We start from the raw sequence: 15501 nt of genomic DNA, 5'->3' as shown, positions 1-15501 counted from the left end.
ATATTATGAAAATCTTCATCTTAATTCTAAGTTTTTTTATAAGCATTTGCTGTACAGCTCAAGATAAATTGAATTTCAATTTAAAACCTATTGACTGCGAAAATAAATGGGTCGTATTCCCATCTGACTCACAAGGCTCCTACAGCTATGGCTTTGTATACATGGACGATAAAGAAGGTTTACTTTTCGATTTTGGCGGTTCACTCAAAATAAACAGCAATGAAAAATTCCTTATAAGCAAAAAAGAAAAGGGAAGTTCTATGAAGTTTAGATTACAGCCAAACAAGTCATTAGTAGCAATTATCCCTGAATCTTTTTTTGCCGAATTTGGTATTTCAAAAACTCCCGATTGGCTCGAAGCATATCAAAAAGACGAAAACGAAGCCAATAGGTTATTCAAATGGGGTTCTACTTATAATGCATGGAGCGAATGCGCTAAAGGATTGACGTTTTTAGAAAAAGTAAAAAACATTGACCCAAATTACAAAGGGCTTAAAACTGAAATTGCTTTTTCATATAATTGTTTAAATCAGCCTCAAAATGCGATTACCATCCTAAAAGAAGCAATTAAAGAATCACCGGACGACGCTTATGCTTACAAACAATTACTTTATTCACAAGTACATAACAATCAGCTACCTGATGCATTAAAAACCTATTATAAAACAGCAAAGGATATAACTGACAAGACTTATGAATCTGAAAACGCGTTCAATATCTTATGCGCTTTCTACAGTCAGAATAATTTAAAAAAGTTCAACGAATGGATAATCTTTACTCAAATTGACAAAGACGAACGTTTTGGGCCGTATGTTGAAAAATTTAAAAACGAATTGGAAAAGATGAATTAATTTTTCAAGAACTAATTTTATACTGAATAAATTATTCTATTATAATGAGTAAACTCCCAAATGTAACAACGAGCATTTTTACGGTAATGTCCAAAATGGCTGCTGAATACAACGCAATTAATCTTTCGCAGGGATTTCCAAACTTCCCAGTTGACGAAAGATTAACTCAAATAATTTCTCGTCTAGCCACAGAAAATGTCCATCAATATACTCCAATGTCAGGCTATCCTCCTTTAATAACCAAAATTACAGGATTAGTAAAATCATCTTACCAGCGCGAAACACTTGAAACCGAAATACTTGTTACTGCTGGAGCAACTCAGGCAATATTTACAACTTTACTGGCTTTATTACAACCCAATGATGAAGTAATAATTCTGGATCCAAGCTATGATTGTTATGAAGCTCCTATTTTATTGAGTAATGCAAAACCAGTACGAGTATCACTTAACGACGACTATACTCCCAACTGGAATACTATTGCAAATGCATTTTCGGATAAAACAAAAATGATTATCATCAATAATCCGCACAATCCAACGGGGAAAATTTTAAACAAATCCGATTTTGAAAATCTGGAAGCTCTTTTGGAAAAACATCCAAATGTGCTGTTGCTTTCTGATGAAGTTTATGAATATATCACTTTCGAACAAAAACACATTTCAACACATACTCGGAAAAAACTGTTTGACCGCTGTATCACAATTTCCTCATTTGGAAAATCATTTCATGTTACAGGATGGAAAATCGGTTATCTAGTGGCTCCCGAACATTTGATGAAAGAAATAAAAAAGGTACATCAGTTTCTGGTTTTCAGTGTAAACAGCATTTGTCAAGTGGCAGTTTCCGAATATTTAGATTTGGTTGCGGTAGAAGAAATTAGTCCGTTTTATCAGCAAAAAAGAGATTATTTCAGAGCATTATTAAAAAACAGCCGATTTGAACTGATGCCTTGTGAAGGAACTTATTTTCAAGTAGCATCATATAGCAATATTTCCGATAAAAGTGATGTAGATTTTTGCAAGCAATTAATCAAAGATCATGGTGTTGCAGCCATTCCAATATCTACTTTTTATGCCGATGGAAAAGATTTAAAATTAATTCGTTTTTGCTTTGCCAAAGATGATTTCACATTGGAAGAAGCTGCAAAAAGATTGTGCGCAGTCTAAATTACAGCTGCTGACATTTTAATTTTAGCATCTATACATCTAAATATTTAATTTTTTTTATTATGCGTGCATACTATTTAATTTTATTACATTTACAATTCAAAATATAAAACATTATGAGTTATACTGATAAAATGTTAAGAGACGATGCTTTACAGGGCAAAGTAATAGTAGTTACTGGAGGCGGAAGCGGCTTAGGAAAAGCAATGACTAGGTATTTTTTAGAATTAGGTGCAAAGGTTGCCATCACTTCTAGAGATTTAGAAAAATTAAAAAACACAGCTCAGGAATTAGAATCAGAAACCAATGGAACATGTTTACCGCTTCAATGTGACGTACGTCATTATGACGAAGTAGAAAATATGCTTCAAGAGGTACTGAAAGCTTTTGGCAAAGTTGACGTGTTGCTAAACAATGCAGCAGGTAATTTTATCTCTCCAACAGAACGTTTATCAGCCAATGCTTTTGATACTGTAATCGACATTGTTTTGAAGGGAACCAAAAACTGCACACTTGCTTTTGGAAAACACTGGATTGACACTAAACAAACTTCGGCAACTGTTTTGAATATCGTTACAACTTACGCTTGGACAGGTTCTGCCTACGTGGTTCCCAGCGCAACTGCCAAAGCTGGAGTTTTAGCCATGACTAGAAGTCTAGCTGTAGAATGGGCAAAATATGGTATCCGTACCAATGCAATAGCTCCAGGACCATTTCCTACCAAAGGCGCTTGGGACCGATTATTGCCGGGAGATCTTTCCGAAAAGTTCGATATGGCCAAAAAAGTTCCACTAAAAAGGGTTGGCGACCATCAGGAATTAGCGAATTTGGCAGCATATTTAGTCTCCGACTTTTCTGCTTACGTAAACGGCGAAGTAGTAGTTATTGATGGAGGTGAATGGCTGAAAGGTGCCGGGCAGTTCAATTTATTGGAAGCTATTCCAGAAGAACTTTGGGATCAATTGGAAATGATGATTAAAGCAAAGAAAAAGAGCTAGCTGTTTTCAGAATTCAGAATTCAGATTCAGATAATTGAAAGTATTCAATAATAAATCAAAAAGAGAACTAATTATGCAGTTCTCTTTTTTTGCACTATTATGAGTAATCAAGAAAAATACACACAATATTGTTGGGATAAATCGGGAAGTCTAAAAACTATTTGTTTTTGTTAACAAAATAGATTTTCAAAACCCATAAATAATTGTATTTTTACCGTTCAAAATTTAGAAAATAAATGGGTAAAATTATAGCGATTGCGAATCAGAAAGGCGGAGTTGGAAAAACTACAACTTCAATAAACCTAGCTGCTTCACTTGGTGTATTAGAAAAAAAAGTATTACTTATAGATGCTGATCCTCAAGCAAATGCAACATCAGGTTTAGGAATTGATGTTGAAACTGTTGAAATAGGAACCTATCAAATTCTGGAACACAGTCATACTCCTTTGGAAGCTGTCATTAAATGTTCTTCACCAAATGTTGATGTAATTCCTGCACATATCGATCTTGTTGCGATTGAAATAGAATTGGTCGACAAAGAAAACAGAGAATACATGCTTAAAAAAGCATTGGAAAGCGTGAAAGATCAATACGATTATATATTAATTGACTGCGCTCCTTCTCTTGGTCTTTTGACTTTGAACGCCTTAACAGCTGCAGATTCTGTAGTTATCCCAATTCAATGTGAGTACTTTGCATTAGAAGGTTTGGGTAAATTATTGAATACTATAAAAAGTATTCAAAAAATTCACAACCCAGATTTAGATATTGAAGGATTACTGCTGACAATGTTTGATTCAAGATTGCGTTTATCAAACCAAGTGGTTGAAGAGGTTCAAAAACACTTTAACGATATGGTTTTTGAAACTGTGATTCAAAGAAATGTAAAATTGAGTGAAGCTCCAAGTTTTGGCGAAAGCATTATTAACTATGATGCGACCAGCAAAGGAGCCGTTAATTACATTCATTTAGCACAAGAAATTATAAAGAAAAATAGTAAATAGCTGTATGTCAAAAGCAATAAAAAAACAAGCCTTAGGTAGAGGTTTATCTGCATTATTAAAAGATCCTGAAAACGATATTCAGTCGGTAGAAGATAAAAATGCAGATAAAGTGGTAGGGAATATTATTGAGCTTGAAATTGATGCTATAGAAATAAATCCATTTCAGCCCCGAAGTAATTTTAATGAAGAATCTTTACGCGAATTAGCCACTTCTATAAAGGAATTAGGTGTGATTCAGCCTATTACTGTACGTAAATTAGACTTTAATAAATACCAGTTAATTTCTGGAGAACGCCGTTTACGCGCTTCTAAATTGATTGGACTTACAACTGTTCCTGCTTATATTCGAATCGCAAACGATAATGAATCACTAGTAATGGCTTTGGTTGAAAACATCCAGCGTCATGACTTAGATCCAATAGAGATTGCCTTATCTTACCAGCGTTTGATTGATGAAATTCAATTAACTCAGGAACAAATGAGCGAAAGAGTGGGTAAAAAACGCTCTACAATTGCCAATTATTTACGTTTATTAAAACTTGATCCGATTATTCAAACTGGTATCCGTGACGGTTTTATCAGTATGGGGCATGGCCGCGCAATTATCAATATTGATGATCATGATGTGCAGACTGATATTTATCAGAAAATAGTAAGCCAAAATCTTTCGGTTAGGGAAACTGAAACTTTGGTAAAAAACTACCACGAAAGTTTAAAACCAAAACCTGCTATCCCTGCAAAAACTGCTTCTTTTGAAATTAACGATGAAGATGTAAGTACTTTTAATAAATATTTTGGAACAAAAATAGATGTAAAAGTGGCTGGAAATGGCAAAGGAAAAATTACTATACCTTTCCATTCTGAAGAAGATTTCAATAGAATTATAAAATTAATAGAAGGATAGTGAATAAAATCATATTCATAGGTCTATTGCTTTTTCTTTTTGGAAACGCAGCAATTTTTGCACAAGCAAAAAAAGATGCTGTTTTACAATCAAAAGACACTTTAAAATTAGTAGAAATAGATCCTTTGACGCCTGCAAAAGCAGCTTTTTATTCAGCAATATTACCTGGACTTGGCCAAGCATATAATAAAGCCTATTGGAAAATTCCAATAGTTTATGGTGCTATTGGAACCAGTTTATACCTTTATGCTGACAGCAAAAAAAAATACAATGAGTATCGGGACGCTTATAAAAGCCGTTTATCTGGTAATCCCGATCCTAATTATGCCTATTTAACAGACACTCAGTTAATTTCGGCACAAGAGTTTTACCAAAGAAATGCTTCGTTATCAGGTTTTTTTGTACTTGGCTTTTATGTCCTTAACATTATAGATGCCAACGTACATGCTGCATTAAGACAATTCAACGTTAATCAAAGTCTATCAGTAAGACCCGAAATTACTCCAGATGCTGTAACATTAAAAGCAAATCTAGGACTAACACTTAATTATCGTTTTTAGATTCGAAAATTATTCGTCTCTTTTTTTACAAATCAAAAAATAATACATAATGAAAATTGCGCTTTTAGGATACGGAAAGATGGGGCAGGTAATCGAAAGAATTGCTTTAGAAAGAGGACATGAAATTGTTTTAAAGAAAGATGAATTCAGTACTTATGATGGACTTTCGACTGCCGATGTTGCTATCGATTTTAGTGTTCCAACTGCAGCGGTCAGTAATATTTCCAGTTGTTTTAACGCTAATGTCCCTGTAGTTTCGGGTACAACGGGCTGGCTAGAGCATTATGATGAAATGATTGCGCTTTGCGCAGCAAAAAACGGAGGTTTTATATCCAGTTCAAATTTTAGCCTAGGTGTTAATTTATTCTTTGAATTCAACGAATATTTAGCCAAAATCATGGCGCCTTTTGATCATTACAAAGTTGACATGGAAGAGATTCACCACGATCAAAAGCTAGATGCACCAAGCGGAACAGCTATTTCCTTAGCAAAAGGAGTTATAAAAAATAGCAATTACTCTAATTGGACATTAGATACAGCTAAAGAAAACGAAATTCATATTGAAGCAGTACGAACAGGAAATGTTCCCGGAACACACACAGTAACTTACAACTCCGAAGTAGATTCAATTGAAATAAAACATACCGCACACAATCGTGAAGGCTTTGCGCTGGGAGCTGTAATCGCTGCCGAATGGTTAGCCGGAAAACATGGTGTATTTACTATGAAAGATGTATTGAATTTAAATTCCAAATAACATTTCGAATACAATTTAAAATAGAATTTGGATCCCGATCTAAACTTCTAATTTTTAACCTCAAATTTTCAAATTATGACACTATATCTTTGGTTTGTATTTTTCTTAGCTGTTCAGGTAATTCATTTCTTAGGAACATGGAAACTATATGAAAGTGCTGGGCGAAAAAGACGGGAAGCTGCTATTCCAGTTTACAATGCTATTGTTTTAATGAAAATAATTGGACGCCCAACATGGTGGACAATTTTACTTTTTATTCCAATTATTAATTTAATTATGTTTCCCGTTATTTGGGTAGAAACGCTTCGAAGCTTTGGTAAAAAATCAAGTCTAGATACTTTTCTTGTAATTGTAACCCTAGGTTTTTATATTTTTTATCTTAATTACACGCAAACTTTAACATACATAGCTGATCGAAATGCAAATTCCGAACATAAAGCTGCCGATACGATTAGTTCCTTGCTTTTTGCAATTATTGTGGCAACAATTGTACACACTTACTTTATCCAACCATACACCATTCCTACTTCTTCTTTAGAGAAATCATTATTAGTTGGAGACTTCTTGTTTGTAAGCAAAATGAATTACGGTGCCAGAGTCCCAATGACTACTGTAGCAATGCCAATGGTACACGATACTATTCCGTTAACTAAACAAAAATCTTATTTGAATTGGCCACAATTGCCTTATTTTAGGCTTCCTGGTTTACAAACTATTGGCCGAACTGACATTGTCGTTTTCAACTGGCCAGCTGATACTGTATATAAATTTAGAGATCGATCAGGACTTAGAGTTGACAAGCCTATAGACAAAAAATCAAATTATGTAAAACGCTGCGTTGGTGTTCCCGGAGACAGCTTATCGATAAAAAACGGCTTAGTATACATTAATGGGAAAGAATTGATTTTGCCAGAACGTGCAAAACCACAATTTTCTTATAAAGTAATTTTGGATGGTAAAACCCCTATCGATTTTGAATACCTGTTCAGAGACATGGATATCACAGACGGAGGTTATTTTTTAAATCAGCAAACCAGAGATACATTGGTTGTAAGTGCATTGACTGTTGCTGGGGCTGAGAGACTAAAAAATGTGCCTGGAATAACAGCCGTAAACCGAATCATTTATAATAATGCTGACAGCGGTATTTTTCCTCATACTAAACCATGGAGCCAAGATAATTTTGGACCAATTTATATTCCACAAAAAGGAAAAACGGTTGCATTGACTCTAGAATCATTGCCATTTTATAAAACCATTATCACTGACTACGAGAAAAATGACCTGAAAGTGAATGGAAATGAGATTATAATTAATGGAAAAGCTGCCAGCACCTATACTTTCAGCCAAAATTATTATTGGATGATGGGTGATAACCGCCACAACTCGGAAGACAGCCGCTATTGGGGTTATGTTCCAGAAAATCATATAGTAGGAAAACCAATTTTTATTTGGTTAAGCTGGGATACTAATGGAAAAGGCTTAAACAAAATTCGCTGGGACAGGGTATTCACTACTGTTAGCGGTGAAGGACAGCCACAATCTTACTTTAAATTTTTCTTGATTACTCTTGCCTTATTTTTTGCCGGCGAGTATTTTTGGAACAAAAGAAAAGCAAAAAAAGCTTAAAAGTTTACATTGTTTAGAAGGTTTACTCGCAGAACTAAACCTTCTAAACTCTTACCTTAAAAAAAATGAATATTCTCATACATCCTTCTTATTTTCCATCCATTAGTCATTTTGCTGCTATAGCACAATCTGAAGGCATTACATTTGAAATGGAGGATAATTTTCAAAAACAAACCAATCGCAACCGTACTTATATTTACAGCCCAAATGGCATTCAATTACTAAATATCCCCATAAAACATTCTAATGGTTATAATCATCAGAAGACAAAAGAGATAAAGATAGAACAGGAATTTGATTGGCAAAAACAGCATTTCAAATCGCTTGAAGCTGCTTATAGAAGCTCTCCTTTTTTTGAATACTTTGAGGATGATTTACTGCCCATTTTTCAAAAGAAACACAATTTCCTGATGGATCTAAATTTGGAAGCTTTCGATATTGTATGTAAATGTCTGCGAATGAAATTAGAATTTGATCACACTACTGAATATTTCCACGAAATAGATAATTCAAAACAAATAGATTTCCGCTATTTAGTAAATGGAAAAAAAGACCATTCTGTTTTCGAGCCTTACACCCAAGTCTTTGATGACAAGCATGGATTTTTGAATAATTTAAGCGTACTTGATTTATTATTTAACGAAGGGAAATTTGCAATGGAGTATTTGAAGAATCAAATACTTATTCAATAGACACGCAGAGTACTCATCAAAATTGACACTTATAAAATCACCGCAAATTCATTCGCCAATCAAAATTATCTAAAGCGAATCTGCGGTGATTTTTCTTTTAAATTGCTAATACAGCTACTCCATAGATAGTTTTGCCATAATAGGAAAATGGTCTGAATTCTGAAAATCAGAAAAGCTGTCGAACTGCTTTACCTCCATGGCTGCATCTGCAAAAATATAATCAATTCTTGCTGGATAATATTTAAACTTATAGGTAGCCCCAAAACCTTTACCTGCTTCTTCAAAACTATCTTTTAATTTTCCTTTTATATTACGATACACATACGAAAAAGCACTGTTATTCATATCCCCGCAAATGATAATAGGGTATCTGCAATCTTTCTCGTGTTCTTTAAAAATAGCAGCTTGTTCTTGTTGCTGCTTGAAAGCTTTACTAATGCGATTAAAAAGGTATTTCGATTTTTTCTGATTGATCACATCAATGTTTTCGGAAATCTCACCTACTTCCGGTGATATTTTTATAGACTGCAGATGCATGTTATATACCCTAATAATATCCTTGCCCTTTTTTATATCCGCATAAACAACGTTATTATTTGAATGAGGAAATACAATATGCCCCTGATCAATAATTGGAAATTTAGAAAATATTGCCTGACCCGTTTTAATCTGGTCACCTTCCATTAAAACATATTTATAAGGGTACACTTTTAAATCAATATCCGCAGAATTAGAAAATTCCTGAATACACAAAATATCAGGATTTTGGTTATTGATAAATTCTAAGATTGTATCCGGAATATCGTCACGATCCAGCCATTTAAAGACATTGAACAATCGTACGTTATAACTCATAATGGTAAAATCCTTGTCACCTGCCTGAAATTCTTTTGCTGAGAATTTATAAAATTTATTAAAAAAAGTAATTCCAACCAAAAGAACCAAGCCCGACAAAATCATACGCTTTTTGAACTGCATGCCCCAATAGAGAAAGAATAATCCATTGGCTAAAAAAAACAAGGGCATAAACAAAGTCAAAACCGATGCAAACGGAAAGATTTTTGGCGCCAAAAAAGGGAGCAGATAAGCAATGAATGTTAGCACTATAACTGCTAAATTCAAAAGAAACATTCCTTTATTAAACCATGAAAGGTTCTTCATTTTTTAATGTATTTTGAGCTTTAAAAAGTTAAAAGCTCTCGATTTACACTTCAATAGTGATATAAAAATAAGCTATTTTCCTGCTTGAAACAAAAATTCTTTTTCTTCTTGATTCAAACTATCATATCCAGACTGACTGATTTTATCCAAAATCTCATCTATCTGCTGCTGTTTTTTATCTTTAACCACTATTTTAGAAGCCGTTTTTTCAACTGGTTTCTTGTAGTTTTTGTGTACTTTTTTGAATGGTGTAGAAGGCTTTTTGAACAAATTAGTTAAAAAATCCAAAACTGCAGTTACTATTCTACTCAAATCGATTCCATTTTGCAGCAGCTTTACATACATAAAACCAAAAAAAGCTCCCGCTAAATGCGAAATATGTCCTCCTGAGTTTCCTAAACGAAACTGCATTAAATCCAAAACAATAATTACTGCAGTAACGTGCCATAATTTGACATTCCCAACCAATAACAATCTTACATCCATTAAAGGATTATATGTCGTTGCTGCCACCAAAATGGCCATTATTGCTGCCGAAGCTCCAACTATGGCACCGCTTAAATGCAAAAGATTAAATCCCAAAGTAAAAATTATTCCTGCAAAAACGGCACTTAAAATATAAACTCCTAAATACTGTTTAGCAGAGAAAAAAGTCAAAAATAAATAGCTGGAAAAATTCAGCACTATCATATTAAAAAACAAATGCAAAAAGCCATCATGAAAAAAAGCATATGATAAAAAAGTCCAAGGTCTTAACACAAAAACCGATGGTTCTGATGACAAAGCAATCCAATTGGGAAAATCAAAAACTCCTGTGCTAAACTGATAGAAAAAAAGGGAAACCAAGAAACAGCCTATATTCCAAAAGATCATTTTCATGGCGATACCGCCTAATCTATATTGCATTTTCAAATCGTCTAAAATATTCATACGTTTTTCTTTTCGATTATTTATCTGAAATTTACAATTTGTAATTTAATTTCAATTAATAGAACATAGTCTTTTTAACTAGTTCCATCGTTTATGATTAAATTTATTATTTCTCCAATACCACATCATGGCAAAGCCTACAATTGCACCTCCGATATGGGCAAAATGAGCAATTCCGCTTGATCCTCCAAAAATAGAACCCCCAGAAACACCCAAATATAAATCAACCAACAATAATCCAGGAACAAAATATTTAGCTTTTACTGGAACTGGAATAAACATCAGAGCCAGTTCAGCATTAGGAAACATAAAAGCGAAGGCCACTAACAAACCATAAATAGCTCCCGAAGCACCGACCACATTACCAAAATAAGCTCCAGTAAAAGCATCAAAACTAGAAGGAGACAATAGCTGTTGCCATTTAGTATCAAATTTTCCTTCGCTCAACGTTTTTAATATCTCCAACTTTGAATAGCCATTTGCAACCAAAGTATTTATAGCACTTTCAAAAAAATAATAATTGACGAGTGTATGTAATAATGCAGCACCTAAACCACAAGAAATATAAAAGAAAATAAATCTTTTACCTCCCCAATAATGCTCCAACGCCGATCCAAAAGAATAAAGGGCAAACATATTGAAAGCAATGTGCATAATATTGGGCAGTGGGGCATGCATGAACATATGTGTGAAAATTTGCCAGAAATGAAAATCCGGATTTTCATAAAAATACATAGAAAGCATTTTATAAGCTGGTTCACCAACAATTATTGAACCAATATAAAACAACACATTTATTATTAACAATTGCTTAACTGTAGGGGTAATATTCATCATAAGGCAAATTTTTTATCTAAATCTTCCACACGCATGGTGATGAAGGTAGGTTTTTGAAATGGGGAAACATTTGGATCTTTACAGGCAAAAAGACCGTTGACTAAATTTTCCTGTTCTTTTTCGGTTAAATAAGCGCCGGTTTTGACAGCCAGACTTTTTGCCATCGATTTGGCAATCGTATCATTCTGACTAAAACTGTTCTCTGGAATTCCGTTATGCAGATCGCCCAGCAGCTGATCCAAAACCACAGCTACTTCGCTCTCAGTAATATTGACCGGTATACCCGAAATCACAATATGATCGGGGTTCGAATCCTCAAAAACAAATCCTGTATTGACTAGAGACTGCTGTAATTCGGCAATAAGTTCCATTTCGCTTGTCGAATAAAACAAGTTTATAGGAAACAGTAACTGCTGGCTCGAAGCGTGCTGCACTGTCATATTTACCAAAAACTGCTCATATAAAACCCGCTGATGTGCTCTGTTTTGGTCAATAATTACCATCCCAGACTTTATAGGCGACACTATATATTTTTTATGAATCTGATATGTTCTCTGAACAGTCTGTTCTACCTCTTCGTCATTAAACAGAGACGATGTAACTTCTTCATTTTCAAAAGCAAATTCATTATTTTCAAACGAAAAATCATTGTTGTTACTCGAAGCAAATTCATTTCTACCAAAAACAGCACTTGTATCATGTTTCACATCTACATACAGACTTTCCCAAGTTGCAGCTGGCTCAACTCTTTTATAAGATGAGGAAGAAGAATAACTCTTACTAGGTTTCTCTTCTGCAAAAGGATTAAAATTAGTATCAATCTGAATCGTTGGCACTTCACCTTCCAAATTTTTATAATGATAAGGCGTATCCAGATTGGCATCCCTTTCAAAATCCAAAACAGGAGCCACATTAAACTGTCCCAGACTGTGTTTAATAGAAGCTCTTAAAATAGCATACATCGCACTTTCGTTATCGAACTTGATTTCGGTTTTAGTAGGATGTATGTTGATATCAATAGTATTTGGCGGCACCGTTAAATATAAATAATAACTTGGCTGCGAACCATCTTTCAGAATCCCTTCATAAGCAGCCATAACCGCATGATGCAGGTACGGACTTTTTATAAAACGGTCATTGACAAAGAAAAACTGCTCTCCCCTGCTCTTTTTGGCAAATTCAGGCTTGCTTACAAAACCCTGAATATTCATCATCTCGGTATCTTCGACAACAGGAACTAATTTTTCATTAGTTTTCCCTCCAAAAAAATTAACAATGCGCTGTCTTAAACTCGATGGCGGCAGATTATACATATCGCTGCCATTATGATAAAACGTAAAATGAATTTTGGGATGAGCCAAAGCCACTCTTTGAAACTCATCAATAATATGACGGTATTCCACCGTATCCGATTTGAGGAAATTACGACGCGCCGGAATATTAAAAAACAAATTTTTTACAGCAAATGAAGTTCCTTTTGGCAAAACCGCCACATCCTGCGACATGAACTTACTTCCTTCAATAACAATGTGGGTTCCCAGCTCTTCCTGCTCTAGTTTGGTCTTCATCTCCATATGCGCAATCGCCGCAATAGAGGCCAATGCTTCTCCTCGAAACCCTTTGGTATTCAGAGAAAATAAATCTTCGGCCTGCCTGATTTTGGAAGTGGCGTGACGCTCAAAACACAAACGGGCATCAGTCACATTCATTCCTGATCCATTATCAATGACTTGTACCAAGGACTTTCCCGCATCTTTAATAATCAATTTGATGTCGGTTGCTTTGGCATCAACTGCGTTTTCCAATAGCTCTTTCACTACCGAAGCAGGCCTTTGCACTACTTCGCCGGCAGCAATCTGGTTGGCAACATGATCAGGAAGCAATTGAATTATACTCGACATTGAAAAATTTTAAATTGTAGATTAACGAATTAGATTTCTGATTTAAAACCAAACCAAAGAAGGACAAATTTAAGGAATTTCTACTGTGTTTTGACAGTTTAAAAACCATAAAAAAACCATAAAAAATGACCGCACAGATTACACGGATTCAGTAGATTATTCCCGATAAAATACAAAGCTGATAAAAAAACATATTTTTCATACCAAGGATCAGTATCATTTATGGGTAAATATATCCACTCTTCTTTCAGGCGTATAAGCATAAAAAAACCTATACTATCCAGTGAAAAGTATAGGTGATTTTTATTGACGATAACCAATCTTAATCCCTAATTGATTATTCGTAATTGATTATTTATTCTTCTATCTGCAAAGGTTCATTACCAATTCGCAAAGCCCCTGAAGACAATAAATGCTGGTTATCAATTTGGTGTGACAAAGAAGCCTGCTGACGGATATAAGCCATTTTTATAGCTGCAATAGCAGCTTCAGTTCCTTTATTTCCGTGAATCCCACCGCTTCTGTCAATAGACTGCTGCATTATATTATCTGTCAAAACGCAGAATATAACTGGGATATCAGTTTGAACGTTCAAATCTTTGATTCCCTGCGTAACCCCTTCGCATACAAAATCAAAATGTTTGGTCTGTCCTTGGATCACACATCCAATAGCAATTACAGCATCAACATTCTGAGTCTGCAGCATTTTTTTAGAACCATATATCAGCTCAAAACTCCCTGGAACATTCCAGCGGATAATGTGATGAGGAGGCACTTCATTCTCCAGCAAAGCCGTAACAGCGCCATTATAAAGCCCTTCGGTTATGGTATCATTCCATTCTGAAACAACAATCCCAAAGCGAAAATCTTTCGCGTTTGGGATTGAGTTTTTATCGTAATCAGATAAATTTTTATTTTCGGTAGCCATATTTTTTAGATTGCAGATTACACTATTTAGATTGCAGCAAGTACTGCTCTCTGAAAACTGTCTCCTATATTACTGTGCTAGACCAATCAAACCTTCCACTTGACCAGCTTCAGGAGAATTTTCATAATTTTCTTTAATATCTGTAAAATATTTCAACGCATCTTCTTTGTTTCCAAGAGCCAAAGCCACTTTACCAGCTTTCATAAGGAAACGAGGCGTAGTGAAATCATTTTTGCTTGACTCAAATGCTTTTACATAGTTTTCCAAAGCTTCTTTTGGCTGATTTTTTTGAGAATAAGCATCCCCGATAGCTCCTTTTGCCAAAGCGCTTAAAATAATATCCTCTGAACTGAATTTACCTAAATAAGTAATTGCTTCATCATATTTTCCAGTGTTCAGGTAAGCAATACCAGCATAGTAGTTAGCCAGATTCCCTGCAGCAGTTCCAGAATATTCGTCAGCGATTTTCACAAATCCAAATTTCCCTTCAGAACCATTCAATGATAACTTATATAAAGAGTCACTCGCTACACCGTTAGTCGCTTTATCAAAATTAGACTGTGCTACAAACATTTCGTTAGCCGCATCATCCTCTTTCGGGTTAGCAATAAATTTTTGGTAAGCAAAATAACCAACAGTTACTAATGTAATAGCACCAACAACTCCAATTATAATTTTTTGATTCTTAGCAACCCAGTCCTCTGTTCTAGAAGCCGTTTCATCTAATTTAGAAAAAACCTCAGCCGTAGCGCTGTCTTTTTCGTCAATCGTTACATTTTCAACTGCATCGTCTTTAACTTCCTTTTCTTTTGGTGCTTTATATCCTCTTTTATTGTAAGTAGCCATTATAAAAATTTAATTTATGTGAACGGCAAAAATAAAATTTTTATTCTAATGCACGTAAAAAAAATGGATTTTATATTAAAAATTGCAAAAAAATTTTTAATCCCTTATTATTACTGCAAAACCACGGCTTATTATCCAAATAATCAGGGAGTGTTGCCAGCGATTTCAAACTTCAGATTGCAGGTTTCAGGCTGCAGATTTTAGAATACAGGGTACAGATTGCAAATTTTGTAGTGCTAACTAAACCACTCTGCACTGAAAGTGCAGAGGTTTGTTTTACGAGGGACTGAAAGTCCCTCATTTTTTCATTCGAGAATGAAATTTGAATTATCAT

At 34.6% G+C, this 15501-nt stretch carries 15 protein-coding genes; 9 read left to right on the top strand and 6 right to left on the bottom strand.

Annotation, left to right across the window (positions count from 1 at the left end; genetic code table 11):
- Positions 1-5: 5 nt before the first annotated feature.
- The 9 genes from C8P67_RS17260 to C8P67_RS17220 all read left to right on the top strand — a co-directional run bounded on the left by C8P67_RS17260 (position 6) and on the right by C8P67_RS17220 (position 8564).
- Positions 6-851: a tetratricopeptide repeat protein gene (locus C8P67_RS17260; protein WP_115814436.1), complete on the top strand. Its 846-nt coding sequence runs from the start codon at positions 6-8 to the stop codon at positions 849-851.
- Positions 852-895: 44 nt separating this feature from the next.
- The gene (locus tag C8P67_RS17255) at positions 896-2020 is read left to right on the top strand and encodes a methionine aminotransferase (protein ID WP_115814435.1); all 1125 of its coding nucleotides are present in this window, start codon (positions 896-898) and stop codon (positions 2018-2020) included.
- A 116-nt stretch (positions 2021-2136) separates the two neighbouring features.
- A complete protein-coding gene (locus C8P67_RS17250; RefSeq protein WP_170141481.1) occupies positions 2137-3018 on the top strand; it encodes an SDR family oxidoreductase in 882 nt (293 codons plus the stop codon).
- 236 nt (positions 3019-3254) lie between these two features.
- Positions 3255-4022 (top strand): ParA family protein, encoded by a 768-nt coding sequence (locus C8P67_RS17245; protein WP_115814434.1) that lies wholly within the window; start codon positions 3255-3257, stop codon positions 4020-4022.
- Between the two features lie 4 nt (positions 4023-4026).
- Positions 4027-4926: a ParB/RepB/Spo0J family partition protein gene (locus C8P67_RS17240; RefSeq protein ID WP_115814433.1), complete on the top strand. Its 900-nt coding sequence runs from the start codon at positions 4027-4029 to the stop codon at positions 4924-4926.
- Positions 4926-5486, top strand: a complete 561-nt coding sequence (locus C8P67_RS17235; RefSeq protein WP_115814432.1) for a DUF5683 domain-containing protein — start codon at positions 4926-4928, stop codon at positions 5484-5486. The genes C8P67_RS17240 and C8P67_RS17235 overlap by 1 nt, the downstream gene beginning before the upstream one ends.
- Positions 5487-5535: 49 nt before the next feature.
- Positions 5536-6243, top strand: coding sequence for a 4-hydroxy-tetrahydrodipicolinate reductase (gene dapB / locus C8P67_RS17230; protein ID WP_115814431.1), 708 nt, complete (start codon positions 5536-5538; stop codon positions 6241-6243).
- Positions 6244-6318: 75 nt separating this feature from the next.
- Positions 6319-7872, top strand: coding sequence for a signal peptidase I (gene lepB / locus C8P67_RS17225; RefSeq protein ID WP_115814430.1), 1554 nt, complete (start codon positions 6319-6321; stop codon positions 7870-7872).
- A 65-nt stretch (positions 7873-7937) separates the two neighbouring features.
- Positions 7938-8564, top strand: coding sequence for a WbqC family protein (locus C8P67_RS17220; protein WP_115814429.1), 627 nt, complete (start codon positions 7938-7940; stop codon positions 8562-8564).
- Between the two features lie 114 nt (positions 8565-8678).
- Here the strand turns inward: C8P67_RS17220 and C8P67_RS17215 are convergent, their stop codons facing one another.
- From C8P67_RS17215 to C8P67_RS17190, 6 genes are all read right to left on the bottom strand, one after another.
- The gene (locus C8P67_RS17215) at positions 8679-9725 is read right to left on the bottom strand and encodes an endonuclease/exonuclease/phosphatase family protein (RefSeq protein ID WP_115814428.1); all 1047 of its coding nucleotides are present in this window, start codon (positions 9723-9725) and stop codon (positions 8679-8681) included.
- 72 nt (positions 9726-9797) lie between these two features.
- The gene (locus tag C8P67_RS17210; RefSeq protein WP_115814427.1) at positions 9798-10655 is read right to left on the bottom strand and encodes a rhomboid family intramembrane serine protease; all 858 of its coding nucleotides are present in this window, start codon (positions 10653-10655) and stop codon (positions 9798-9800) included.
- Between the two features lie 78 nt (positions 10656-10733).
- A complete protein-coding gene (locus tag C8P67_RS17205; protein WP_115814426.1) occupies positions 10734-11492 on the bottom strand; it encodes a rhomboid family intramembrane serine protease in 759 nt (252 codons plus the stop codon).
- A complete protein-coding gene (gene mutL / locus C8P67_RS17200) occupies positions 11489-13393 on the bottom strand; it encodes a DNA mismatch repair endonuclease MutL (RefSeq protein WP_115814425.1) in 1905 nt (634 codons plus the stop codon). Before mutL ends, C8P67_RS17205 begins: the two co-directional genes overlap by 4 nt.
- Before the next feature lie 355 nt (positions 13394-13748).
- Complete coding sequence (ribH, locus tag C8P67_RS17195; RefSeq protein ID WP_115814424.1) at positions 13749-14321, bottom strand: 6,7-dimethyl-8-ribityllumazine synthase; 573 nt, start codon at positions 14319-14321, stop codon at positions 13749-13751.
- Between the two features lie 69 nt (positions 14322-14390).
- Positions 14391-15167: a tetratricopeptide repeat protein gene (locus C8P67_RS17190; protein WP_115814423.1), complete on the bottom strand. Its 777-nt coding sequence runs from the start codon at positions 15165-15167 to the stop codon at positions 14391-14393.
- Positions 15168-15501: the final 334 nt, after the last annotated feature.

This window comes from Flavobacterium aquicola, from assembly GCF_003385115.1.
GTDB classification, from domain to species: Bacteria; Bacteroidota; Bacteroidia; order Flavobacteriales; family Flavobacteriaceae; genus Flavobacterium; species Flavobacterium aquicola.
Note: the sequence above shows the minus strand (reverse complement) of the source record. Positions and strands in the feature narration are given on the sequence as shown.